Source organism: Phycisphaerales bacterium, assembly GCA_016716475.1.
In the GTDB taxonomy this organism is placed as follows: Bacteria; Planctomycetota; Phycisphaerae; order UBA1845; family Fen-1342; genus JADJWG01.
In genome coordinates, this window is record JADJWG010000004.1 from 98,521 (window position 1) to 122,375 (window position 23,855).

Annotated in this window: 19 protein-coding genes; 15 read left to right on the forward strand and 4 right to left on the reverse strand. The window is 65.0% G+C overall.

Annotation, left to right across the window (positions count from 1 at the left end; genetic code table 11):
- The first annotated feature begins 3 nt into the window (after positions 1-3).
- Genes IPM18_14490 through IPM18_14505 form a run of 4 tightly spaced genes read left to right on the forward strand, consistent with a single transcriptional unit; the run spans position 4 to position 5,444 of the window.
- Positions 4-933, forward strand: coding sequence for an efflux RND transporter periplasmic adaptor subunit (locus IPM18_14490; protein MBK9120784.1), 930 nt, complete (start codon positions 4-6; stop codon positions 931-933).
- Positions 930-1,361 carry a PilZ domain-containing protein gene (locus IPM18_14495; GenBank protein MBK9120785.1) on the forward strand — a complete coding sequence of 144 codons (432 nt, stop codon included), beginning with the start codon at positions 930-932 and terminating at the stop codon, positions 1,359-1,361. The genes IPM18_14490 and IPM18_14495 overlap by 4 nt, the downstream gene beginning before the upstream one ends.
- 43 nt (positions 1,362-1,404) lie before the next feature.
- Positions 1,405-3,282: an HlyD family efflux transporter periplasmic adaptor subunit gene (locus IPM18_14500; protein MBK9120786.1), complete on the forward strand. Its 1,878-nt coding sequence runs from the start codon at positions 1,405-1,407 to the stop codon at positions 3,280-3,282.
- The gene (locus IPM18_14505; protein MBK9120787.1) at positions 3,279-5,444 is read left to right on the forward strand and encodes a M50 family metallopeptidase; all 2,166 of its coding nucleotides are present in this window, start codon (positions 3,279-3,281) and stop codon (positions 5,442-5,444) included. The genes IPM18_14500 and IPM18_14505 overlap by 4 nt, the downstream gene beginning before the upstream one ends.
- A 36-nt stretch (positions 5,445-5,480) precedes the next feature.
- Here the strand turns inward: IPM18_14505 and topA are convergent, their stop codons facing one another.
- The 3 genes from topA to IPM18_14520 all read right to left on the reverse strand — a co-directional run bounded on the left by topA (position 5,481) and on the right by IPM18_14520 (position 10,179).
- Complete coding sequence (topA, locus tag IPM18_14510; protein ID MBK9120788.1) at positions 5,481-8,258, reverse strand: type I DNA topoisomerase; 2,778 nt, start codon at positions 8,256-8,258, stop codon at positions 5,481-5,483.
- A 408-nt stretch (positions 8,259-8,666) separates the two neighbouring features.
- Complete coding sequence (locus IPM18_14515; protein ID MBK9120789.1) at positions 8,667-8,933, reverse strand: type B 50S ribosomal protein L31; 267 nt, start codon at positions 8,931-8,933, stop codon at positions 8,667-8,669.
- 190 nt (positions 8,934-9,123) lie between these two features.
- A complete protein-coding gene (locus IPM18_14520; protein ID MBK9120790.1) occupies positions 9,124-10,179 on the reverse strand; it encodes a class I fructose-bisphosphate aldolase in 1,056 nt (351 codons plus the stop codon).
- Positions 10,180-10,496: 317 nt separating this feature from the next.
- Here IPM18_14520 and rpsO point away from each other — a divergent pair, with 317 nt between their 5' ends.
- From rpsO to IPM18_14545, 5 genes are all read left to right on the forward strand, one after another.
- Positions 10,497-10,766, forward strand: coding sequence for a 30S ribosomal protein S15 (gene rpsO, locus IPM18_14525; GenBank protein MBK9120791.1), 270 nt, complete (start codon positions 10,497-10,499; stop codon positions 10,764-10,766).
- A gap of 236 nt (positions 10,767-11,002) precedes the next feature.
- The gene (pnp, locus tag IPM18_14530; GenBank protein ID MBK9120792.1) at positions 11,003-13,144 is read left to right on the forward strand and encodes a polyribonucleotide nucleotidyltransferase; all 2,142 of its coding nucleotides are present in this window, start codon (positions 11,003-11,005) and stop codon (positions 13,142-13,144) included.
- A gap of 235 nt (positions 13,145-13,379) precedes the next feature.
- Positions 13,380-13,595 carry a cold shock domain-containing protein gene (locus tag IPM18_14535; protein MBK9120793.1) on the forward strand — a complete coding sequence of 72 codons (216 nt, stop codon included), beginning with the start codon at positions 13,380-13,382 and terminating at the stop codon, positions 13,593-13,595.
- A 261-nt stretch (positions 13,596-13,856) separates the two neighbouring features.
- The gene (locus IPM18_14540) at positions 13,857-15,521 is read left to right on the forward strand and encodes an FHA domain-containing protein (protein MBK9120794.1); all 1,665 of its coding nucleotides are present in this window, start codon (positions 13,857-13,859) and stop codon (positions 15,519-15,521) included.
- Positions 15,522-15,591: 70 nt separating this feature from the next.
- Positions 15,592-16,146 (forward strand): D-lyxose/D-mannose family sugar isomerase, encoded by a 555-nt coding sequence (locus IPM18_14545; GenBank protein MBK9120795.1) that lies wholly within the window; start codon positions 15,592-15,594, stop codon positions 16,144-16,146.
- On the opposite strand, the gene IPM18_14550 is transcribed toward IPM18_14545, so the two are convergent.
- Positions 16,147-16,362: a hypothetical protein gene (locus tag IPM18_14550; GenBank protein ID MBK9120796.1), complete on the reverse strand. Its 216-nt coding sequence runs from the start codon at positions 16,360-16,362 to the stop codon at positions 16,147-16,149.
- Positions 16,363-16,644: 282 nt separating this feature from the next.
- Here IPM18_14550 and IPM18_14555 point away from each other — a divergent pair, with 282 nt between their 5' ends.
- From IPM18_14555 to IPM18_14580, 6 genes are all read left to right on the forward strand, one after another.
- A complete protein-coding gene (locus tag IPM18_14555; GenBank protein MBK9120797.1) occupies positions 16,645-17,199 on the forward strand; it encodes an adenine phosphoribosyltransferase in 555 nt (184 codons plus the stop codon).
- A 265-nt stretch (positions 17,200-17,464) separates the two neighbouring features.
- Positions 17,465-18,010: a hypothetical protein gene (locus IPM18_14560; protein MBK9120798.1), complete on the forward strand. Its 546-nt coding sequence runs from the start codon at positions 17,465-17,467 to the stop codon at positions 18,008-18,010.
- Between the two features lie 21 nt (positions 18,011-18,031).
- The gene (locus IPM18_14565; protein ID MBK9120799.1) at positions 18,032-18,589 is read left to right on the forward strand and encodes a hypothetical protein; all 558 of its coding nucleotides are present in this window, start codon (positions 18,032-18,034) and stop codon (positions 18,587-18,589) included.
- 58 nt (positions 18,590-18,647) lie between these two features.
- Positions 18,648-21,458 carry an FG-GAP repeat protein gene (locus IPM18_14570; protein ID MBK9120800.1) on the forward strand — a complete coding sequence of 937 codons (2,811 nt, stop codon included), beginning with the start codon at positions 18,648-18,650 and terminating at the stop codon, positions 21,456-21,458.
- Between the two features lie 35 nt (positions 21,459-21,493).
- The gene (locus IPM18_14575) at positions 21,494-22,345 is read left to right on the forward strand and encodes a hypothetical protein (protein ID MBK9120801.1); all 852 of its coding nucleotides are present in this window, start codon (positions 21,494-21,496) and stop codon (positions 22,343-22,345) included.
- A 78-nt stretch (positions 22,346-22,423) separates the two neighbouring features.
- On the forward strand, positions 22,424-23,836 hold the full coding sequence (locus IPM18_14580; protein ID MBK9120802.1) for a hypothetical protein: 1,413 nt from the start codon (positions 22,424-22,426) through the stop codon (positions 23,834-23,836).
- The last annotated feature ends 19 nt before the right edge of the window (positions 23,837-23,855 follow it).

Sequence of the window (23,855 nt, forward strand, 5' to 3'; positions counted from 1 at the left end):
GGGATGATGACCGAGTACGAGTTGTTGCGACAGCAATTCAGGACCCGGCTGGGCCTCCGGCGGGCAGGCCTGCTCGCCGGCGTGTTTGGCGGCCTGCTGCTGGTGGGGGTCGGGCAGGGCGCAGCACCTGGCAAACCCGGAACGATTGAACCTGGCCCGGTGCTGGGCTTCACAGCGCCGGCCCGTATGGCCACACTCGGCGCACTGACGGTCGGTCGCATTACGGATCTGCCGGCGGAGGAAGGGGCGCAGGTACGCGCCGGGGATGTGCTCGTTCAGCTCCACCAAACCGTGCAGGAGCGCCGCGTATCGATCGCGCTGGCGGCGGCCGAGAGCACCCATGAGATCGCGCTGGCGGAGACCGCCTTGGCGCATGTCCTGGAAGAGGTCGAACGACTTGAGGCCCTGCGGGGCAGCGCCGCTACGACGAAGGAATTGGCCGACGTGCGCAACGCGCTGCGCACGGCGGAGCTCAGTCTGCAGCAGGCGCAGTTCCGGCACGCCCAGGCGCAGCGCGAGCTCGAGTTGCAGCGCGCCCTGCTGGCGGAACTGAACTTGCGGGCACCCTTTGACGGTGTCGTGGCGGCCCATCTCCGCGAGATCGGTGATACGGTGGCCGAACGCGAGGGCATCCTCCAGCTTGTGCAACTCGACCCGTTACTGGTGATCGTGGATTGCCCGATCAACATCGCGGCCGGTCTCCGGCTCGGGCAAAGTGCGCAGGTGCTGTGGGAGCACGATGCGCAGCCCGGGACCGTGGGCGTCGTCGCATTCATCAGCCCGGTGATCGACGCCGGCAGCCAGACCTGTCGGGTGAAGCTGCATGTACCCAATGAAGCCGGTGCTTGGCGCGCGGGGCTCAAGGTCTACGTTCACTTCGGGGATGATGCCGCCACCCGGCCCGTCACCCGCGCTCGGGAGTCACAACCATGAGTCTGCTGGATGACCTTTTTCAAAACGGTGCGGCGAATTCCTCGCAGGAAGCGGTCGCGCTCCTGGAGGAGCTGGAGCGCAACACGCCGGACCAGGTGCGGCAACAGCGTGTGCACTTCCGGCTCGAGGTGCGTGCGCAGGTGATACTGCAGCCGGGTAACGCCAGCGACCTGCTCAAGCTCAAGTTGCAGGGTACGACCGGGGACATCTCCGAGGGCGGGTGCCGCGTCCTGTTTCCGCTGCCGGTTGCGGTCGGTGATATCTACCGCCTGCAATTCGAGCGCAAGCAGCTCAATCTGCCCCTGACGTTCGCCCGTTGTGTGCGCTGCCTGCTGCTGCGCGAAGATGCCTACGAAGCCGGTTTCATGTTCTTCGCGCCGCTGGCGCTGCCGGCCACGACCGCCGCGGGGTCTGCGCCGCACGGCTAGGCGACGCTGGGTCACTTGTGGGGGGGCATGAGATGGATGTGCCATGACACTGCAAGCCACGGCTGCGCTGCCACGAGCCAATCCGACTCCCACCGAACGGCCGCAGGCGCTGTCCTTCGGTGACGTGCTGGCGTTGGCGCGTGCGGCGCACTCGGTCGCGGAATACGTGCCGCAGGTCTTGCAGCGGATCGGGGTGGAGTTTCACAGCCCCTGCGCCATGATCTACGCCCGCACCGGCTCGACGGTGATTGAGGAAGAGCATCACAGCGGCCGCAGTGATCCGCGCTTCTGGCGACCTGCATTGCAGCAGTTCCTGACGGATTCCCTTGCACAGGGGGAACCGCGCGCCAAACTGCTCACGGCCCGCACCGCCCGCCTGCGCATCGCGCTGCTGTCCGCGCCGCTCGTGGATGAGCACACGGGCCTCAGTGGTGCCGTCGCGCTGGTCATGCGGGCAGACGAGCGGCGCGCGGCACAGGCCCTGCAGCGTCTCGAGACGCTCGCGGCGGTGGCCGCCGCCGCGGCAACGACGGTTGGACGCCCCGCGGCTTCCCCCCGTCCGGAGTTGCCTTCGCAGGCGCTGGCACGGGCCGCGACGATGGGTTCGGTTGAAGAACTGGCCTTCGCGCTCACCAACAATCTGCGGAACAAGTACGGCTGTGAGCAGGTGGCCCTTGGGCTGGTGACGAACCAGCACATCCGGCTCGTTTCGCTCTCCGGCTACGACGACGTGCCACGCCGCAGCCCAGGTGTTCGTCACGTGGTGGCTGCGATGGAAGAATGCCTCGATGCCGGCGAAGTGTTGATCGCCGCGGCCGCTGGGGAATGGTCGCAGTCCGGCCCCGGCCACGGCCACCGCCTGCACCGTCAATGGCAGGCCACGGTGGGCCGGGCGACGGTTGCCTCGTTGCCCTTGCGCGCGGGGGAGCGCGTCGTCGCCGTGCTGAGTCTGCGCCACCAGGACGCGGAAGCGCTCAAGCCGGAGGCACTGGCCGAAATAGAGAAGCTCGTCGCCCCCTTCGCACCGGCCCTGCTGCTTTTGCAGCAAGCCCGGCGTGGCTGGTGGCAGCACGGCCGCGAGTTGTTCGTTGGCGCGGCACGCACTGCGCTGCGGCCGGGTTGCTGGGGGCGCAAGGCCGCGGCACTGGCGTTCCTGGCCGGGCTGGGCTGGTTCCTGTTCGGGACGCTGCCCTATTCCGTGATTGTGCCTGCGACCATTGTGCCCACCCAGCAGCGCCACATTGCCGCGCCATTCGATGGGGTGCTTGGTATGGCCGCAATTGCCGCCGGAGAACGGGTGCAGGCCGGTCAACTTCTGGGTCGGTTCGATGTGCGCGACCTGGAGCTTGAACGGGCGCGCTGGGCGGCCCAGCGCACGATCTACGCGCAGGAGCAACTCCGCGCGCTGGCGGCCGGGGCCCGCGCCGAGGCGCGCCTCGCGGAAGCTCAGTGGACACTCGCCCAGGCCGAACTCGATATCGTCGAGCAGCGCATTGTCCAGGCGGAGTTGCGGGCACCTTTCGACGGTATCGTGATGCGCGGGGATCTGCGGCCACTGGGGGGCAACGTCATCGCTCGCGGCACGGTGCTGCTCGAAATCGCACCGCTGACCGACTGGACCCTTGAACTGCGCAGTCCCGAGGCGCGGGTCCTGGACCTGGCAGCCGGGCAGAGGGGCACCTTCGTGACCCGGGCGCGGCCGGACCAGCCCGAGTCCTTCACCCTGCGCCGGATCGCCGGTCGCCCGATGATTGGCGACCAGGCCAATGTGCAGATCGCGGAGGCGGAACTGCACGATGCCGCACGTTGGCTGCGCCCCGGGCTCGAGGGCACGGCCCGTATCGAAGTCGGTCACCGCCCTGTCTGGTGGGTCGCGCTGCACCGGGGCATCGAGTGGCTGAGGTTGTCATACTGGTTATGAAGCCCCCGAATCCAACTACGCCTCCGGAACTGGCCGAGCGCCTGCGCAATGTCCACGTTGCGCTGCGCGCCGATCTTGATGTGACTCGGCACGTGTTTCGCGGCGAACCTGCGTATATTGTCCACGACCCGATCACTTTTCAGAGCCACCAGCTTACCCCCGAAGATTACCGTCTGTTTGTGGCAATCGACGCGCGCCATACACTCGGGGAGATTTGTGCGCGGCTGCAGGAACGCGGCGAACTGGCGACCGACCAGGAAGAGACGTTTTATCGGTTTGTATTTACGCTGCACCGGCTGGGCTTCCTGAATCTGCCGGTCTCGGATGACAAGCTGCTGTTCCGGCGCTACCAGTCGCGCCGGCAGGCGCGCGTACGGTCGCGGTGGATGGCCCTCTTTTCCCTGCAGATCCCGGTTTGCAATCCGGATGCCATGCTCACGCGTACGCTGCCGTATGCCCGGTGGCTGTTCACGCGCTGGTTCTTCGTGTGCTGGTTGTTGTTGCTTGGGGCGGCGGGTTTCGTCGCATTCCGCTCATGGAACGCGCTTGTTGAGCCCGTGCAGGGCTTGCTGCTCACGCAGAACCTGCCATTGCTGTGGCTGGTCCTGATCGGGTTGAAGGTGGCACACGAACTCGGGCACGGCTACGCCTGCAAGCATTTCGGGGGGCACGTCCCGGAGATGGGCGTTTACCTGATCCTGTTGACACCGTGTGCCTATGTCGATGCCACGGCGGCCTGGGGCTTCACACGGCGGCGCGACCGCCTGATCGTCTCGCTGGCGGGTGTCTACGTCGAACTGACGATCGCCGCTCTCGCCGTGTTCGTCTGGGCGGCGACGGAACCGTCGCTGCTGAACGCGATTGCCTGCAACGTGATCTTTCTCGCCAGTGCGACCACGCTGCTCTTCAACATCAACCCTCTGATGCGCTACGACGGCTACTACATCGCAAGCGACCTGCTGGAGATTCCGAATCTGCGCCGCCGTGCGATGCAATACGTGACCGGTGTGCTCCGCCGAATCTTCCTGGGCCTCCGCGGCACGGACCCACCGCCCGGACCGCGCCTGGCCGGGACGCTGTTCACTTTCGGGGTTGCGGCCACACTGTATCGTGTCACCGTGGTGCTCGGGCTCAGCTACATCGTCGCACAGCGTTTCCTGCTGCTGGGTGTTGCCATCGGGGCTGCCTTCATCGGCATGATGCTGTACGGGACCGGCTGGCGGTTGTGTGCTTACTTGTGGTGGGATCCGCAGACCCAGGCGGTACGTGGGCGCGCTGTGGCGCTCAGCGTGCTGCTGTTGGTGGGTGTTCCCGCCGGTCTCCTGACCGTTCCCATTCCCTGGACAGTCTGCGCTGCGGGCATGGTGCGGGGCACCGAGGAAGCCGTGGTACGCGTGGCCGGCGGCGGATTTCTGGAGGACCTGCACTTTGTGAGCGGAACGACCGTGGCCGCGGCGGCGCCACTGGCCGTGCTCCAGGATACGACCCGGGTGGAAGCCGTGCTCCAGGCGGAGGCCGTGCTGCGCGCAGCGCACTTGCGTGCTTCGGCCGCCGCTGCGGTGGATGCAGCCCAAGCGCAGCAGGAGGCCGCCCGGGTGGGCGCCGCGGAAGCCGCCCTGACGGTGGCGCAGGCACGCCTCGCGGAGCTCGCGATCGCGGCGCCGGTCTCCGGTGCGATCGTGACGGGTGTGTCCGCCCGTGATCTGGGCCGCTATCTCCAACCCGGGGAGCCGGTGGCGCTGATTGCGCACGGGGGCTGGTCGGTGCATGTGCTGCTGACTACCGCAGAGTTCGTCGCGGCGCAGCCGGCGGTGGGTGCTGCAGTCGAGTTTCGTCCGCGGTGTGCACCCCACGCGGTACTCGCTGGAGTGATCACGCGGGTCGGACCGGCTGCCTCGCGCACGATTGAGCACCGTGCCCTCACGCAACTTGCGGGGGGTACGGTGACGGTTGATGCGACCACCGGGCACGCAGCCGAACCGTATGTCGAGGTCTTGATCCGGCTGGCAACTCCGATGGTGGCCGGCGCGGAAGAAAACGCACTGCCGGCGGTGCCCTACGGGTTGACCGGCACGGTGCGGTTTGCTGCTCCCGGCGTCACCCTCGGACGTGTACTACAGCGCCGGGTGCTGAGTCTGCTAGACCACGTCCGCTTGAGTTGACCCGGACTTTCGGCTGCGGAGTTCTGTTCCCACGGTTTAGCGGGAGGCGGCCGTAGCGCGTTTGCGTACCGTCTTGCGTTTTGCGCCACCGCTGGCCGGCTTGGCTCCACCGGAGCGACCACTGCGCCCCCGCCGCGCCGGTTTGGGCGCCCGGGGGTCCTGCCCCGCGTCCCGCATCTTCTGCTCACGCGCTGCGAGCAGTGCCAGGGCCTCTTCAAGCGTGACCTCAGCCGGGGTGCGGTCCTTCGGGATCGTGGCGTTGACTACACCGTCGGTCACGTACGCCCCGTACCGCCCGCTCTTGGCCTGAATCGCTGCTCCGGTTTGCGGGTGAGCCCCCAGATCCGCCAACACTCCGCCTCCCGAAGTGCCTCGCCGTCCCTTCGGCTGTTTCAGTATCTCCACGGCCTGCGCGAGCGTCAGCTCGGCCAGTTGCTCATGGTTGGCCAGACTGCGCGTCTCCGTGCCCATCTTGAGATACGGTCCGAAGCGGCCATCCTGGGCGGTGATGACTTCACCCGTCTCGGGGTGCTGTCCCACCTCGCGTGGGAAGGAGAGCAGCAGCAGCGCTTGTTCGATCGTCAGCGTGTCCAGCGACATCGATGGCCACAAACTTGCCATCCGCGGCTTGCTGCCACGCTTGACGGTGCCTTTCTCGGTCAATTCCGGCTCGCCGAGTTGCACGTACGGACCGAATCGTCCGGATTTCAGGTAGATGGGCTTGCCGGTGGCCGGATCATGCCCCAGCACGCGATCACCCTGGGCGGCCTGGTGCAGGAGATCCTCGCAGCGAGCCACGGTCAGCTCGTCGGGTGCGACATCTTCAGGCACGGTGGCGCGCTGCTCGCGGTCACCGATCTGCACGTAAGGACCATAGCGCCCGACCCGCACGACGACGGTCTCATCGGATGCTGTGCGACCGATCGGGATGCACGACACCTCGCGGGCATCGATGCTCTCACCGCTGCTGTTTACAAGCTGCTTCAGCCCGGTGCCCGACAGTGGCGCGCCGTTGGCTCGGCCGGCCTCTTCGCCGAAGTAGAACGCGTTGAGCCATGGACCGGATTCCCGCTGGCCACTCGCGATGGCGTCGAGTTCGTCCTCCATACGGGCGGTGAACTCGTAGTCGACCAGTTCACGCAGGTGCTGCTCCAGAAGATTGACGACGGCGAAAGCGGTGAACGTCGGCACAAGCGCGGTGCCCTTGCGCCACACGTAACCGCGATCCTGGATGGTTTGCAGGATCGTGGCATAGGTCGAGGGGCGGCCGATGCCACGCTCCTCGAGCTCTTTGATCAGACTGGCTTCGGTGTAGCGCGCCGGCGGCTGTGTGACATGCTGTTGTGGCTCGAGCTTTTCGGCTCGCAGCACCTGGCCGGTCTGGAGTGCCGGCAGCACGCGCTCGCGGTCTTCCAGTTCCGCGGTCGGGTCGTCCGAACCCTCCACGTACGCCCGCAGGTAGCCGGGGAAGGTGATGACCTGGCCCGAGGTGCTAAAAGTGGCCGTGCCGTGAGTATCGGCTTCGGCTTCGATCCGCACGATCGTGCGCCGGCCTTGAGCGTCCTTCATCTGGGAGGCGACGGTTCGTTTCCAGATCAGCTCGTACAGGCGCAGCTCGTCCTGGTTGAGTTCATGCGCGACGCTCTGGGGCGTGCGGAACGTCTCACCAGCGGGCCGAATGGCTTCGTGCGCTTCCTGGGCGTTCTTCGTCTTCCCTTTGTAAACGCGCGGTTCGGCCGGCAGGTAATCATTGCCATAGAGTTCGCGCACCTGGCTGCGGGCGGCGCTGATGGCCTGCGACGAGAGCGTCGTGGAATCGGTACGCATGTAGGTGATGTAGCCGTTCTCATACAGGTGTTGCGCGAGGCGCATGGTGCGCTGAGCGCTGAAGCGGAGCTTTCGGCCGGCCTCCTGCTGGAGCGTCGAGGTGATGAACGGCGCATAGGGGCGGTTCGTGAATGGCTTCTCGGTGACATCGGTGACACGGAAGTCGGCCCCGTGGAGGGCCGCGGTGACGGCCTCGGCGACGTCGGCCGCGAGCCAACGTACGGAGGCGCCTTCCTTGAGCCGGCCAGTGGTCTCGTCGAAGTCCTTTCCAGAGGCGATGCGCTGCCCGGCGAGTTCGAGCAGGCGGGCCTCGAACGGCTTGCCGGGCCCTTCCGCGAGCAACTGGGCGACGAGATCCCAGTACTCGGCCGAGACGAAGCGCATGCGGGCCCGCTCGCGGTCGACGACCAGGCGGGTGGCGACCGATTGGACGCGTCCGGCGGACAACTTCGGCCGCACCTTGCGCCACAGGACGGGCGAAACTTCGTAGCCGTAGAGCCGGTCCAGAATTCGGCGCGTTTCCTGCGCGTTGACGAGCCGGGCGTCAATCGCGCGGGTCTGCTCTACGGCCCGCGTGATGGCAGAGCGGGTTATCTCGTCGAAGACCATGCGCTTGACTGGACACTTCGGCTTGAGCACTTCGGCGAGGTGCCAGGCGATGGCTTCGCCTTCGCGGTCCTCGTCGGTGGCGAGGTACAGTTCGGATGAGTCCTTGAGCTTGCTGCGGAGCTTGGCGACCTGGGCCTTCTTGTCGGCCGGCACGATGTAGATGGGGCGGAACTGCTCATCGACGTTGACCCCCAGGCGTGCCCACGGCTGGTCCTTGTACTCGGCTGGGATCTCGGCCGCGGTCGAGGGCAGGTCACGAATGTGACCGATCGACGATTCGACCTCGAAACCAGTGCCGAGGTACTTACCGATCGTCCGCGCTTTGGCCGGCGACTCCACGATCACGAGGATCTTCTGTTGTCCGGATGCCTTGGCCATGAGGGGTGCCTGCGTCTTCCTGGGGCTGGGGCCGGTAGCAATCCGGCCATTGGCCACCGCTGTCACTTCTCTGCGAAACCATCGCCCGTGAACACCACGGCGGAACGGGGGGCCACCGCCGAGCGCCGGATGGGGCCGCGTAGCTTCTCCGGCCGCCCGGTTCCCGTCAAACCGATCGGTCCGACGGGGAGGCGGCCTTCAGCCCGCGAGGTCCGATCGGCCCCATAAGTGGGGACCTCTCCGCGAGATCATCTTAGTCATAACCGCAGCATGAGCGATGAGTGGTCGCCCGTGACCGCTCCCGATTGGGCGAGTGCGCAGCGCGCGAAGACGCCCGCAACCAACTGAGCGGGGCTCGAGGGGCTGCGGGCGTCTGCGAAGAGCGAACCGGCGGGTTCAGCTCAGAAGTTACTTCTTGTTACCCCGCGCGAAGTAGTTGCCCTGGAACTTCTTCTGGAACTTCTCGACTCGACCGGCCGCATCGACGAATTTCTGCTTGCCCGTGTAGAACGGGTGCGATGCACTGGAGATATCCACCTTGGCCAGGGGATATTCCTTGCCTTCAAAAACGATTTTGTCCTTCGTCTCGATCGTCGAGCGGGTCAGGAACTTGAAATCCGCTGAGGCGTCGTAGAACACGACCTCGCGATACTGGGGGTGAATGCCCTGCTTCACGACGCTGCACTCCTATCCTTCGGGGTCGCAGTCGTGGCCGGTCCACGGCCGCAACCGGAATCGGGGAGTGTACCCGAGCGCTCGGTCCGGCTCAAGGGGGTTTCCAGGCCCGCTACGACGGTCAACGAACACGGATGCCCTGTGCGGGCGGGATCGCGTTCGCGCCGTAATTCCATGTGGTGGCATGGTATTACGCGAGGGTGACTTCCTTGGACAAGTAGACATCCTGGATCGCATGCAGCAGTGCAACGCCCTCGTTCATGGGTCGCTGAAACGCCTTGCGGCCTGAAATCAGGCCCTGGCCGCCGGCGCGCTTGTTGATGACGGCGGTAGCGACCGCGTCCTGCAGGTCTCCGGCGCCCTTGCTCTCACCGCCTGAGTTGATGAGGCCGATGCGGCCGAGGTAGCAGCCGGCGACTTGCAGGCGGTTCAGGTCGATCGGGTGATCACTGCTGAGTTTCTCGTAGACCAGCTTGTGGGTCTTGGAGAAGTTGAGTGCGTTGAATCCGCCGTTGTTGGTGGCGAGTTTCTGCTTGATGATGTCCGCCTGAATGGTCACGCCGAGGTGATTGGCTTGTGCACTCATATCGGCGGCGGTGTGATAATCCGTCCCGTCCTTCTTAAAGCCGTTGTTCCGGAGGTAGCACCACAGCACGGTGAACATGCCGAGTTCGTGGGCGTAGGCGAAGGCCTCGGAGACTTCCTCGATCTGGCGGGAGGACTCTTCCGAGCCGAAGTAGATGGTCGCGCCGATACCAGCCGCCCCCATATCCCAGGCCTGCTGGACGGTGCCGAACATACGCTGGTCAAACTTGTTGGGGAATGTAAGCAGCTCGTTGTGGTTGATCTTGACGAGGAAGGGGATCTTGTGGGCGTACTTCCGCGAGACGAGGCCCAGCACGCCGAAGGTGCTCGCCACAGCGTTACAGCCGCCCTCGATGGCCAGCTTCACGATATTCTCGGGGTCGAAGTAGGCGGGATTGGGGGCAAACGAAGATCCGGCGGTGTGTTCGATACCCTGGTCCACGGGCAGGATCGAAAGGTAGCCCGTGCCGCTCAGCCGGCCGTGGTGGTAGAGCCATGCGAGTCGGTTGAGCACGCGATTGTTGCGGTCCGAGGACACGAAGACGCGGTCGAGAAAATCCGGTCCGGGCGGATGGAGCGACTCAGCCGGAATGGTCTTGCACTTGTGGTTGAGCAGATGGTCGGCTTGGTCACCTAGGAGCTTTCGGATGTTCTCCGCCATGGGTCGTACTCCTGTGGTCGCCGCGTCGGGCGCCTGAGAATCTATGAATCTATGCTGCTTGCGGGTTTGCGACATTACCCGCGTATCGTTCGGCACCGGTGTAGTGTACCCGGACCGGCAGTTTTTCGTGATCCGGCCAGGATCCTGGGGCTCCGAGGGCGCCGCCGACCCGGTTCGGGTGGGGTGGGCCGGGCGGGTTGCGTAGGAGTGGGCGGGGTGTTTATACTTCCCGAATTGGATTTCCGGCAGGTCACCAACGGCGGCGTCCCGCCCAGGGCGTGCGGCTGGCGTGAACCCCAGTGGAAAGGATGACGGGCATGGCATTGACGGCAGAAAAGAAAACGGAAGTTGTTGGCGCGCATCGTCGGCACGAGGGTGACACGGGGTCGGCGGAAGTGCAGATCGCGCTGCTGACTACCCGCATTCAGCAACTCACTGAGCATCTCAAGCTGCACAAGAAGGATCATTCCTCGCGGCGCGGGCTGCTCAAGATGGTGGGTCGGCGATCGGCATTGCTGAAATTCCTGATGCGAACCGAGCGCGATTCGTACCTCGCGACGATCGCGAAGCTGGGCTTGCGGAAATAAGTGTGGCAGAGCTGGTGGGGTGAGCCCGCGTTCCGGAGCTCCGCACGGGCCGGTGACGCTGCGATTGGCAGAGATTGTTGTGGGGGAAAGGCAGTGGACGCTCGAGTGACTGCGCGTGCCCGTGGTGGGCGCGCTGGCGCCGACCGGAGCGTGTTTCTGCATATGGTGAACTGCGGTCGGCGGAAAAGAGGTTGTCGTTGGCAGGCAAGAGTGTAAAAGAGACCAGAAAGAACGAAATGATCTTCAAGGTAGAGCGCGCCATCGGGGGCAATGTCCTCTCCATCGAAACTGGGAAACTGGCCAAGCAGGCCGCGGGGTCGGCGCTGGTGCGCTACGGGGAGACGGTGGTGCTGGGGACGGTAGTGACTGGTCCGGCGCGGCCGGGGATCGATTTTTTCCCGCTCTCGGTGGACTACCGGGAGAAGATGTCGGCGGCGGGCAAGTTTCCGGGTGGGTTCTTCAAGCGTGAGGGACGCCCGACGACCAAGGAAGTGCTGTCGTGCCGGATGATCGACCGGCCGATGCGGCCGCTGTTTCCGGAGGGTTTCCGGGACGAAGTGCAGATCCAGGTGCAAGTGCTGGCAAGTGATATGGAGAACGACCCGGACGTGATCGGGCTCGTATCGGCGGCCGCGGCGCTGGCGGTAGCTCCGATTCCGTTTCACGGGCCGTTCGCAGGTGTGCGGGTTGGGCGGGTGGACGGCAAGTTCATCATCAACCCGACCCAGGCGGACCTGGAATATTCAGACATCGACATGGTGGTGGCGGGGCACTTCGAAGCGGTGACGATGATCGAGGTGGGATCGCGCGAGGTTTCGGAAAAAGTCATCGCGGACGCGGTGAAGTTCGGGCACGACAGCGGGATCAAGCCGATCTGCGAAATGCTGCGCGAGTTGGAGCGTCAGGTTGCACCGGACAAGTCGTGGGAGGCGCCGGAGAAGGACGAGAAGTTCTACAACGAGGTGCGGAAGAAGGCACTCGCCCCGATGAAGGCGGCCCGGCTCGTGGAAGGCAAGCTCGAGCGCAAGGAGGCCGTGAAGGCGGTCTATGAGAAGATCATGGCCGAGTACGACCCGCGCGTGCTTGGAGAGAAGGTGGCCGTGGAGCCGGAGCACCCGGCCGACGAAGTCAAGGCGATTCTCCACCAGGTAGAGGAAGCGATCGTCCGCGAGTTGATTCTCAAGGACAGCAAGCGATCCGACGGGCGGAAACTCGACGTGCTGCGGTCGATTTCGGCGGAGGTCGGCATTCTGCCACGCGTGCACGGCTCATCCCTGTTTCAGCGGGGCGAGACCCAGGCACTGGCGGTCTGTACGCTCGGCACGTCGCGCGACGAGCAGATCATCGACGACATGATGGGAGAATACAGCAAGAAGTTCCTGCTCCATTACAACTTCCCGCCGTTTTCGGTGGGTGAAGTGAAACGCCTGATGGGGCCGGGGCGGCGTGAGATCGGTCACGGTACGCTGGCCGAGCGCAGTCTGGAGGCGGTGCTGCCGGGGCCGGAGGATTTCCCGTACACGATCCGGCTGACCAGTGACATCCTCGAGTCCAATGGGTCGAGTTCGATGGCGTCCGTCTGCGGCGGTTCGCTGGCACTGATGGACGCGGGCGTGCCGATTTCGGCGGCGGTTGCGGGCATATCGGTCGGCATGGTGCTGGAGGATGACGGGCGCTACAAGCTGCTGGCCGACATCATCGGCGAGGAAGACCACTTCGGTGACATGGATTTCAAGGTCGCGGGGACACGCACCGGCATCACCGGTGTGCAGCTCGACATCAAGTCGAAAGGCCTGCCGCATCCCATCCTGGTGGAAGCCCTGAAGCTGGCCAAGGATCTGCGGATGCAGATCCTCGACCAGATGGACAAAGCCCTCGCCAAGCCGCGCCCGGAAGTCAGCAAGTACGCCCCGCGCATGCTGACCATCCAGATCAACCCCGAGAAGATCGGCAAAGTCATCGGCCCGGGCGGCAAGATGATCAAGGCGATCCAGGCCGAAACCGGCGCCCAGATCGACATCGAGGACGACGGCACGGTCGTGATTTCCTGTCTCAACTCGGCCGGAGCGGAGGCCGCGCTGGCAGCCGTACAGCGCATCACCGAAGACGTGCAGGTCGGTCGCATTTACGAAGGCCGGGTCATGAGCATCAAGGATTTCGGGGCCTTTATCGAGATCCAGGAGGGCCAGGACGGCCTCTGCCATGTCAGTGAGCTGGACGAGAACTACGTCAAGCAAGTCGCAGACGTGGTGAAGATCGGCGACCGGGTCAAAGTCAAGGTTATTGCAATCGATGATCAGGGCCGGGTAAAATTGTCCCGGAAGGCGGCCATGCGAGCCGAGGCGGAAGCCGCGGGCGCAGCGACGGTTGAATCCTGAGTTCGAGCGCGTCGAGCGCAGCCGCTCAGGAACATGGAGTGAGTAGTAGCCGGGAGCTTCCCGTGGGTCGGTCACATCTCAGGACCTGCCCCCGCGCCGGCATGCCATGGGAAGCTCTGCGAACCGTGTGGAGGGCCATCACGGAACGCACCGGGTTTGTACAGTCCGTGGCAGGCGGACGATCGTAAAGTGGGCTGTCTTTTTGCACTTCTGGGCAGCCCCCGGAGGTTGTGCCATGATCGACGGCAACGTGAAGTGGTTCGACTCCAAAAAGGGTTACGGCTTCATTATCGGTCCTGAAGGCGAGGATGTGTTCGTGCACTACACGAGCATTGACGGCGACGGCTTTCGCTCGCTGCGCGAGGGAGAGCAGGTCGAGTACGAACTTCTGCGGACCGACAAGGGGCTGCAGGCCGGCCACGTCAAGGTCATGGCGCAGCGCACTGTGTAGTGGCCGAAGCCGACGGGTCTGAGTGCGTCGGAACAGGTGATCGAAACCGGGCACGTAGTCCTGTGGCCCGAGGGGTTATCGCGCGCCCCCCTGACGGGAGGGTCCCGGGCGCTGTAACCGAGCGCACCCGTTGATTCTCCGCCCACTTTCGGTTTGCATACAGGCGGTTGGCCGCCGTCTGTGGCCAGCACGGGCGGGTTATGCTGCTGGCAGCACCCGTTCGAGGCAGAGCGGTGTAAGTGCCTTTCACAGGATAACCGCGTGGCAACGCTGATCGTCTTACAGGGGCCCGATAAGGGCCGTACGTTACGGGCCGTGGATGACGTGGTAGTCGTCGGTCGGGGGAGCCCGCAGATCCCGCTTTCGGATCAGACGGTGAGTCGTCGGCATGCCGAACTGCACGCGGTGGAGGGCGGCTGGATTCTGAAGGATTTGAACAGCGCAAATGGCACTTATCTGAATGGTGTACGGCTGCAGAAGCCGATGCGGCTGCGGCATGGCGACCAGGTGCGGGTGGGCAGCACTCTGCTGGTGTATGCCGGGGATGAAACGGTACAGCAGTTCGCCGGGGCCGGTATCCCCACCGACCTCGTCACCCTCGACGCGGGTAGTCTTGGGACGGATGCGGCCGTCGTCGCGAGCGTGCCGTCGAACGACGACAGCATCGTCATGGCGGCGCCGGAAACCGCGGCGGCGGTGAAGGCGTGGAACGTGATGCGCGAGCTGTCGGACGTCATCGGCAGTCTGCTGCCCACGGACCAGTTGCTCGCCCGCGTGCTCGATATTGTCTTCGAGGAAGTCGAAGTCGAGCGCGGGGTGATTTTCGTATGCGATGAGAGCACGGGAGAACTCCTGCCCGAGGTGGTGCGGTTCCGGAGTGGTTCGGCCGGCCGTGATGCGGGTGGCATCATCGCGTCGCGCACCATTCTCAATCACGTGACCAGTTCGCGCGAAGGTGTACTGTGTTCAAACGTGGTGGGAGATGAGCGTTTTCGCAGTGGTCGCAGTGTGCAAAGCATGGGCATGCGTTCGGTGATTTGTGCGCCCATCATGGCCCGGGAGCGTGTGCTGGGGGTCATGCATCTCGACTGCCCGGTGACGCGGCACATGTACAACGAGCAGGAGTTGCGGCTGATCACCGCCATGGGGTACCAGACCGGACTGGCGATCGAGAATGCTCGGCTTGTACAACAGGCATTGCAGCGCGAGCGGCTGGCGGCGACGGGGGAGACGGTCGCGTACCTCTCACATTACATTAAGAACATTCTGCAAGGGATGCGCAGCGGTGCGGACATTGTGACGCGCGGACTCGAGCGGCGGGATCTGGGCACGGCTTCGCAGGGCTGGGGCATCGTGGAGCGTAATCTGGACCGCTCGTATAACCTGATGTTGAACATGCTGGCGTTCAGCAAGCAACGCGAGCCGCGCCTGGAGATGCTACAGATCAACCGCATCATCGAGGAGGTCATCGCACTGGTGCAGAAGCAGGCGGACGTGAAGCAGGTAGTGTTGCTGTCCGACCTGGATGAGCACGTGCCCGCGATCCCGGCGGATTACGACGGTGTACACCAAGTGGCGCTGAACATCGTGACGAACGCGATCGATGCCGTCGCCCGGGACACGGGCATCATCAACGTGCGGACGCGGTACGAGGCGGACCGGCGCATGGTGCTGCTGGCGATTGCGGATAACGGTCCCGGGGTGCCGGCCGAGCACCGCGGTCACATCTTCGAGGCCTTCCACTCCTCGAAGGGACATGGCGGTACCGGGCTGGGGCTGGCGGTAGCGCGTAAAATCATGGAAGAGCACGGTGGACGGATCGAACTGGTCGATCCGCCCGATGGGGGGGCGGAGTTCCGCGTGTATTTCTCGCTGGTGCCGAGTGAGCGCACGGCTGCCGGCGATACGCAGGGGCCGCCCCGTTGATCGGGGTGCGCCGTCACCGGAGGTCGTAAGTACGCGTGGGAGTGCCGCGCGCTACACAGTGAGGACAACGATGATCAAGCGGAGTGCCGTACGCCAGGCCCAGGCGCGGGCGCGCGAGTACCTGAAGAAGTGTGGACTCGTGCTCACCCCGGCCGAGGCGGAAAACATCGAGGTCGCTGAGTTCGGCCTCGACGACCTCGAGCGCACCGGGCTCGAACTGGTGGTCTATGAAAACAATGACCGTTACTGCGCGAAAGAGCTGATTCTCTTCCCGCGGCAGACCTGCCCTGAGCATCGGCATCCCACGGTGGACGGGCAACCCGGCAAGATGGAGACGTTTCGCTGCCGCTGGGGGCGCGTGTGGCTGAACATCGCCGGCACGCCGACACCGGTGCGCGACCGCCGGGCGCGCGTCCCCGTAGGCAGCGAACCCTACTACACGGTGTTTCAGGAAATCGAGCTGAATCCCGGGGACCAGTTCACCATCCCCCCGAACACGCTGCACTGGTTCCAGGCGGGTGACGAGGGCGCGGTGGTGTCCGAATTCTCGAGCACGAGCCGCGATGAATCGGACATCTTTACCGACCCGCGCATCGTGCGGATTCCCCAGGTGGAGGAGGATTGATCAGCCGGGCGGCGGCGCATCCTTCTGGCGCTGGGCCTCTTCCCTTCTGGCAGCCGCTGCGAGTTCCTCAATCTTCTGGGCGCGCGCCTTGGCGAGCATCTCCACGTAGCTGTCGAGCATCTGGTCACTGCTGTGCTTGGACTTGCTGACTGCGTTCCACAGCACGAGCGCCCCCCCCGCGGCCGTGCAGAGAACCATCAACACCCAGGGCGACACGGCGGCTCCTCCAGCCGGCGGTGGTAGACCGGTCGGCTGAAGGGCTTATCGGCAGTCGCGGCCGGTGGGGCCGAGTGAAAGCCGGTGGATCGCCGCCTGTGATCGACGGCTCTTCCGACGGTTCGCATTTCTGGCCCGCGCGGCCGTTGCGAGCCCCCAAGCCCCGGACTACCATGCCGCTCGCGGACACCGGGCGGCTCCCGGGCGTCGTGGTCTTGCAGATCACTGGCCGCCGACGTCCGCCCGGCTCCCCGCCGGTAGGTAGCGAGGCGTGGCAGCGGTATGAGCCCCCAATCGGATACATGGCACGCGGTTACGGCGGCAGCGGATCTGAAGCGGCTGATTCGGGATGTTCCCGATTATCCGAAGCCGGGAATCCTCTTTCGCGACATTACTCCGCTGCTGGCGGATCCATCCGGGTTGGCGATGGCCGTCGAGTTGATGGCCCAGCCCTTTCGTGGGCTGCACATCGACCTCGTGGTGGGGGCGGAGTCACGCGGATTTATCTTCGGGACCGCGGTGGCGAAGGTGCTGTCAGCCGGCTTCGTGCCGGTACGCAAGCCCGGAAAGTTGCCAGCCGCGACGATTCGCCGCGAGTATGAGCTTGAGTACGGCAAAGATGCCCTGGAAATGCACCGGGACGTGATCCACCCGGGGCAAAAGGTGATCGTGGTCGACGATCTGCTGGCTACGGGTGGAACGCTCGCCGCGTGCTGTGGCCTGGTGCGAGAAGCCGGCGTGCGGATCGAGGCGGTGGCGGTGTTGATCGAATTGAAGGCGCTCGGTGGACGAGCGCAACTGGGCGACTGCCCGGTATTCAGCGTGATCTCCTACTAGCCCGGTTTCGTCTGGGTAGCCGGGTGCAGGTGTTTATCGGGTAGAGAGTTACGCCACGCGCGGTGCGGTGTGACGGCCAGAGACACCGTGGGATTTGGCGTATGTGTCACAATACCCGCAGCCACGCAGTAAGGCGTGTGCTGGGAGTTGGGCGGCTGACGGCACGTGTGGTTTCAGGCCGGGAACGGCTGAGGGATCACCCGTCGTCTGTGACCGGGAGCGATGGTGCGCTGCCCGCGACGGCGCAGCGGCTGGAGACCTGTTCATGAGCGATCGGCAAAGGTGGATGGTGCTCGTGGCGGCCGGTGGCCTGCTGGTGGCGCCGCTCGGAGGTTGCGGGTTGGTCACGGATGTGTTCAACCCGGGCTTCGCGTCGCAGTTGGGGATTGACCCGGCGACGATTTTTCCGCAGCGTGGGCGCGTGGTGGTCGCTTTCAATAACACGACCCGCTTCCCGGCGTCGTTTTTCGCATTCACCGCGCGGGACGCCGTGGACCTGTCGGCGGGGGCACGGAATTTCTCCCTGTTCGTGGCCGCGAGTCAGCAGGGCAACGAAGTCCTCGATTGCCCGGCGGCGCTCGTGGCGCCGGGCACGTTGGCCGCGGACTTTTCGGTCGACAATCTGGCGGCGCTGGTCGTGGTGAACGGGGAACTGGTCGAGGTGCCCTATGACGGACCGGTGCTGCTGGACGGGACCACCTATAGTTGCGGCGACCTGATCGAGATTCGGTTGTCGGCCTTCACACAGGGGACCGGGGAGAATGCCGAGGTCGAGTTCCTGATTTCCGTGCGTATTTTGCGCGGTCGCTAGGGCGACCGGAGGAGCATCCGCGTGAGGAAGCAGAGCTGGATAGGTGCGACGCTGGTTGCACTGGGCGCCTGGGTGGGTGCGGTCGGGTGTACGGAGCAGGTTTCGGAACTGCTGGCGCCAGGTTTTTTCGACCTGATCGGTGCGGGGCGGACCGCGGCGAACCTGCCGGGTGATGCGCCGGCGGTGCTGGTGGCGGTTGAGAATCGCACCAGTCGCTGGTCACAGCTCGTGATTTCGTACCGCGACGCGGACCAGGCCGTCCAGACCTACACGGCGTCGGTGCCGCCGCAGGGGCGCACCGCCCAGTTGTTGTCGTGTCCGATCGGCGAGATCACGATCGGGGACGTCTCGAACCTGACGACGGCAGGCGCGCGGATCTACCTGGTTGACAGCGCGTATTTTGCGGGTGGCGGGACGTTCGATGCGGCGCCGTACATCGACGTCGAAGCATTCGGTGTACTGCTGCGCGACGAGACGAACTACAACTGCGGGGACGAGTTGATCTTCACGGTGCAGGCGTCGAGTGCAACGCGGTCAGGGTACCAGTTGTTCGCGTATGTGCGGCGGTCGGGTGCGTAGGTGTGCCGGGTGGCCGCGGCCGCGGGTCGTGGCGCCGCAGTGCTTTGGGAGTAGCTCGATGAAGTTCGTACTGCGAAGTATGCTGGCGGTGGCGGCCGGGGGGCTGCTGGGCCTGCAACTGGGTGGTTGCCCGACGGATGCCGGAACGCTCGACGCGATTTCGGGTGGTACCGGGGACACGGCGGTACTGCGTGATCAGGCGTCGGTGGAGGTGATCACGCCGTCCACCGACCTGTCGATCGCGGGCGGCGCGCAGGTCACGGTGAATTGGCGGGCGTTCGCGCGTTCGCGGACTTCGGTGCTGGACGTGATCGTCGATACGGACCGGGTGCCCAACAACGGCAACGAGCGGACGCTGTTCCGCAACCTGCCGCTGGGCACGGCCGAGGTGTTGCTCGACACCACGTCACTCGATCAGGGCACGTACTTCATCGGGGTCGTGCTCCGTGAAGTGAACGACATCGTAGCGTTCGGCTACGCGCCGGGGACCATCACGATTGACCAGGCGCCACGGCTGTCCTTCTCCTCGCCGCGGGACAACCTTGCATTCGACCGGTCGGAGCGCATCACGCCGGGGTTCAATGTCGCCTGGCAGTTAACCGACCCGGATACACCGAACAACGTGACCGAGATCTACCTCGACCCGGACGACCAGCCCAACGGCAATGAGCTGCTGCTGTATCGCAGCAACTCGCAGACGGGCGACAGTTTCCGGTTCGACCTCCCGACCGCGGAGTTCGAGGCCGGCACGTACCGCATTCTCGCGGTCGTGTCCGACGGTACGAATGCGACGACGTTCTACGCTCCGACGACGATCACGCTGCGCGCGCGGCTTGCAGGCGTCGTGGATCTGCGGGACATGGGGCTGCCGGGCGGTCCGGTCGAAGGGGCGATCTTCGAGGGGGTGAACCCGCGCGACAACGCGGGCAGCTTCGTCAGCACCATCGGCGATCTCGACGGGGACGGGTTCGACGATTTCATCATCCTCTCGCAGTTCGGTAAGCCGCGTTACCAGAGCAGCCCGCAGGGCGCCGGAATCGGCGAGGCGTACATCATCTATGGGCGTGAGAGGCGTTTCAGTGGCTTCGTCAACCTCAACTCGACCGGCACGCTGTTCCGCGGCGAGATCATGACCGGTCCGCCGCAAGCAACCGACCCGCTGCGCCCGAGCCGCGGCATGACGAGCTTCACGCTGCTCTCGGACTGGGATAGTGACGGCGTCCGCGAGATGGCGTTCGGTGTCCCGTTCACCGACTCGGTTTCGGTCGGCGGTTTCCTGGCTGGTGGCTTGGGGTTCAATCCCGCGCCACACGATCAGAACGGCTATTTCCGCACGGGTGGCGTGGTCGTGATCGCCGGTTCGGCTTTCCGTCCCGATCTGGGCTTCCCCGGCCGCAACGTGATGAATCTCTCGGAGTTCGGGACGCTGGCGCACCTTCCACCGGCGGAGCCCACCCCCGATTGCCCGCCGTGGGGTTTCCGCGGTCCCAAGGCCCCGCCGCTGCCGTACTCGCATGAGTATGCCACCGGCGGTACGGTGGGTGGCGTGCGGCTGGGCTGCCGCTTCTCCAGCGCGGAAGTCGGCGACCAGTTTGGCGAGACCGTCTCTTCTTGGGATTTCGACTCGATTGTCATGTCCGGTCCCAATCGCGATCCGCAGTTTTCGATCCTGGGGGCGCCCGGCTCGGTGCCGGGCGGTGGCGTGATCAGCGTTTACTTCGTCGATGTCAAGAGCGGGTTCTACCCCTGGACCAATGATAACTCCCCCGGCGCGAACACAGAACTGGGCTATCCCGGCTCGCAGCAGAGCGCGGGCGATCGCCTGCTGCCGCACGGCGGCCCCTATCACTACGTCATGGATGATCTCCGCTACAGTCCCGGCTACACCGTGGACCCCGACAATGCCCCTGATCCGTGTTCACAAGACACCGATTACCGTATCAATACGCCGGAGTGGTCGACGCGCTTCTGGTCGAACCAGCCGGGTGCCCGGGTGAGCAACGCCAAGGGCATCGGCGACATGAACGGTGATGGCCTGCAGGACCTGATGATCGGTGTGCCGCAAGCCCGGGAGGGGGCGGGTGCGGTGTACGTGATCCTCGGTCGCAACCGCGATCTGATCCTCGGCGGCGAATTGCAGCTCGAGCAGCTCAGTCTGCCGATGAACTCGAGTGATCCGCTGCAAGTGCGGCTGTTCGAAGGTATTCAGATCGTGGGAGCCCCGGGCGATCGGCTTGGCCAGTCGCAGGATTATGCGTTCGACTTCAACGGCGACGGCCTGGGTGACATCGTGATCGGCTCGCCCTTCATCAACAACCGCCGCGGTGGTGCGGCCGTCTTCTTCGGTTCGCGCGAGGCCATCAACGTGACCGAGCTCGAGTTCCCGTTCAACGAGTTGCCGGCGCGCGGCCTGGGGGTCGTATTCGTCGGTGAGGAGCCGGACGATCTGGCCGGCGCGCGGGTCGCGGGCATCGGCGACTTCGATGGCGACGGCAATGCGGACATCCTCATCGCGGCGCCGAACCGCACCATGCGCGTGGATGAGGATCTCGACGGTTATCCGGAAATCGAACGAGTCAACTGCGGCGTGGTGTACCTGATCTATGGTTCGCCAAACCTGCGCGGCACGATCGAGTTGTCGAAGATTGGCACGGAGGCGTTGCCGGGCGCGGTCTTCGTGGGTCGCAATACGGGTGATTTCCTGGCTGGTGGTGTCGGCCAGCAGGGTGACCGCAGCACGGGTCTGGCGGTGGCCGGTGACGTGGATGGCGACGGAGTGCGCGATCTGCTGATCACTTCGATCAATGCGTCGCCGCGGCAGCGGGTGGCTTCGGGCGAGGCGTATCTGATCTACGGCGCCCGGCGCTGATGTGTGGTGAGAGTTCCTCAGGAAGGACGAGACGTATGCGTTCTTATTGGCTCAGCCCATTCCTCGTAGTCGCGGCCGGTACGCTGATGGGCCTGTGGGGCTGCAACGGCGGCGAGAGCAACCCGTTCCTGACGTTCACCGACCTGTACGGGACTTCCGGCCGGCAGTCGCAGGTAGACGATTCGGGCAGTGGGGGTGGTGGTGGCGGCGTCGGCGACACTTTCCGTCGCACAATGACGCTGACATTCCGCAATAACCACCCGAGCGCAGAGGCCAACACGCAGTTCATCGCCTGGGTGGATCAGAGCAGTGTGCGCTCGGTTTCGCAGGAGGATGCGCTGCTGCGGAACGGCTATGTGCAGTTGCGCGAGAGCGTGCAGATCGGAACGGCGCACATCCTGCCGGTGGGGACGTATGTGTATGGCGGTGGCGGCGTGGCCGGTGCTACGGCGCTGGTTCTGCGGCGGAGCAGCGACGATGCCGGTGCCCAGACCACAGCGCTGCCGTCGGAAGTGGATTTCACGCTGCTCACGCCGGACGCGGTGCTGGTGTTCTCGCAGCCGCCAGTGGGTTGCGACAGTGTGGCGTTCATCTACACGGATCGCGGCACCCCCCTGGCCTCTCAGGGTGTGGCCGGAGCTCTGGGACCGTTCGAGGGTTCCACCCGCGGCGGTCCGTTCAAGACCCTGGCCCAGATTGACGTGTACCAGTGCTCGCCGCTGCGGCCGGGGGTGTTTTTCAGTCGATCGGGCGCTGGAAGAAAGACGAATGAGTACCTGGAAGGTGAGCCGGTGCTGTTTGAGTTCAACGCGAACCCAACGCCGGCCGGCAATTTTGCGATCGTGACGATTGGAACGCCACTGCCAACGACGGGTGGTGAGGGCTAAGGGATTTCCGCCCTGGCGCAGTCCGCGGCGGGATAGAATCGTTGAGACGACGGGGGCACGCTACGCGAGGTGGTCGTGATGAAACCTCTGATTGCAGTCCTGCTGGTCATACCGATGCTGGGATTGGCTGTACCGGCACTTGCCCAAGGTGACGGCGAAGCGATCCCGCGGATCGTGGACGTGACGCTTACGATCGGGCGGTACAATCCGAACGGACCGCGGGTTTTCGTGCCCTTCGATCCCGATACTGATCTCGCGTTCGAATTTGACATCATCGAGATGGAGATACTGGTCGTCGATGACGACCTTGCGGAAGAAGACGCCGAAGAGGAGTTCTATTACATCCTCTCAACGAGTCCGTTGTCGGCGGGGCCCCCGGCGGCCGCCTGGATCCCGGAGGGGTCGATGCGGACGTTTCGCCGTACCGGAGTGGCCCCCGTACCGCCACCACCGGCGAATGCGGTGCGTTTCTTTGTGCAATTCGCGCTGCCGCCGATTCTGGGTCCGAGTCAGCAGCGTCTGCGTGGTTTGCAGGATTTCGATACCTCGTACTTCGTCACGATCCGCGTATCGAACGATGAGGACCCGGAATTAGGTGCCTGGGGCTCGTTCATCTTCCCCTTGTTCGCGCGTAAGAATCCGCTTGTAGATGTGCCCAATGCGCCGCCGTTTGCCGACGCCGGGCTTGATCGCACCGTCGCAGCGGGGACGACTGTGCTCCTGGACGGGGGGCTGACGTTCGACGCCGACAACCTGGGGTTCGATCCGGACCTCGTCGATGTGTTCTACAAGGACGTGCTGGAGTATTCCTGGGAGTGGCAATCCGGTCCGGTTCGTGTGGATCCTGTGCTGGTCCCCGGTGGCAAGCGCTGGCAGCGGCAGGTCACGCTCGATACGGTCGGCGAGTACGAGTATTCCCTGACCGTGGAGGACGGGCGCTCGGCCGTACCGTCGATCGATACGGTCCGCATCGTGGTGGTGCCCAGCATTCCCGGCAACCTGCCGCCGCGGGCGCGCATCACCGGTCCGACAGGCCCCGTGACCGTCGGCACGCAGATTGTTCTCAGTGCGGCCACGTCGACCGATCCCGAAGGCCAGCCGTTGCAGTACCGCTGGCGCCAGACCAACGAGGTGGGCGGCCGATTGGCGACGGATGAGCTGCGCACCCGGTTTCAGCCCCTGAGCGGTCTACAGGCGGTAGACAGCACATGGCAGGCGCTGCAACCCGGGCGTTACTACTTCGGCCTGCTCGTGACCGATCCGGGCGGACTGAGTGACACCGCGAGTTTCATCGTCGAAGTCATCGCGGCACCGGCTGGCCAGGAAGCCGCCCGCGTGACCGAAGCGCAAGTGGCCCCGGCAACTGCGACCCCCCAAAACGAGTTGGCGGCCGCTCCTACGGCTGCGCCGCTTTGTGGTGCGGGGGCGCTCCTGCCCCTGCTGGTGCTGCCGGTGGCTTTGCTGGGCTGGCGGCGCAGGCCCCGCGGCTGAGAAACGCCGCCTATTGGCG

Bases quoted from the DNA above. Each gene is read 5' to 3' on its own strand.
- IPM18_14520 (MBK9120790.1), bottom strand. From the start codon at position 10,179: ATGGCGGAGAACATCCGAAAGCTCCTAGGTGACCAAGCCGACCATCTG.
- IPM18_14505 (MBK9120787.1), top strand. From the start codon at position 3,279: ATGAAGCCCCCGAATCCAACTACGCCTCCGGAACTGGCCGAGCGCCTG.
- IPM18_14555 (MBK9120797.1), top strand. From the start codon at position 16,645: ATGAGCCCCCAATCGGATACATGGCACGCGGTTACGGCGGCAGCGGAT.
- IPM18_14535 (MBK9120793.1), top strand. From the start codon at position 13,380: ATGATCGACGGCAACGTGAAGTGGTTCGACTCCAAAAAGGGTTACGGC.
- IPM18_14500 (MBK9120786.1), top strand. From the start codon at position 1,405: ATGACACTGCAAGCCACGGCTGCGCTGCCACGAGCCAATCCGACTCCC.
- IPM18_14545 (MBK9120795.1), top strand. From the start codon at position 15,592: ATGATCAAGCGGAGTGCCGTACGCCAGGCCCAGGCGCGGGCGCGCGAG.
- IPM18_14495 (MBK9120785.1), top strand. From the start codon at position 930: ATGAGTCTGCTGGATGACCTTTTTCAAAACGGTGCGGCGAATTCCTCG.
- IPM18_14560 (MBK9120798.1), top strand. From the start codon at position 17,465: ATGAGCGATCGGCAAAGGTGGATGGTGCTCGTGGCGGCCGGTGGCCTG.
- IPM18_14580 (MBK9120802.1), top strand. From the start codon at position 22,424: ATGAAACCTCTGATTGCAGTCCTGCTGGTCATACCGATGCTGGGATTG.
- IPM18_14575 (MBK9120801.1), top strand. From the start codon at position 21,494: ATGCGTTCTTATTGGCTCAGCCCATTCCTCGTAGTCGCGGCCGGTACG.
- IPM18_14570 (MBK9120800.1), top strand. From the start codon at position 18,648: ATGAAGTTCGTACTGCGAAGTATGCTGGCGGTGGCGGCCGGGGGGCTG.
- pnp (MBK9120792.1), top strand. From the start codon at position 11,003: ATGATCTTCAAGGTAGAGCGCGCCATCGGGGGCAATGTCCTCTCCATC.
- topA (MBK9120788.1), bottom strand. From the start codon at position 8,258: ATGGCCAAGGCATCCGGACAACAGAAGATCCTCGTGATCGTGGAGTCG.
- IPM18_14490 (MBK9120784.1), top strand. From the start codon at position 4: ATGATGACCGAGTACGAGTTGTTGCGACAGCAATTCAGGACCCGGCTG.
- rpsO (MBK9120791.1), top strand. From the start codon at position 10,497: ATGGCATTGACGGCAGAAAAGAAAACGGAAGTTGTTGGCGCGCATCGT.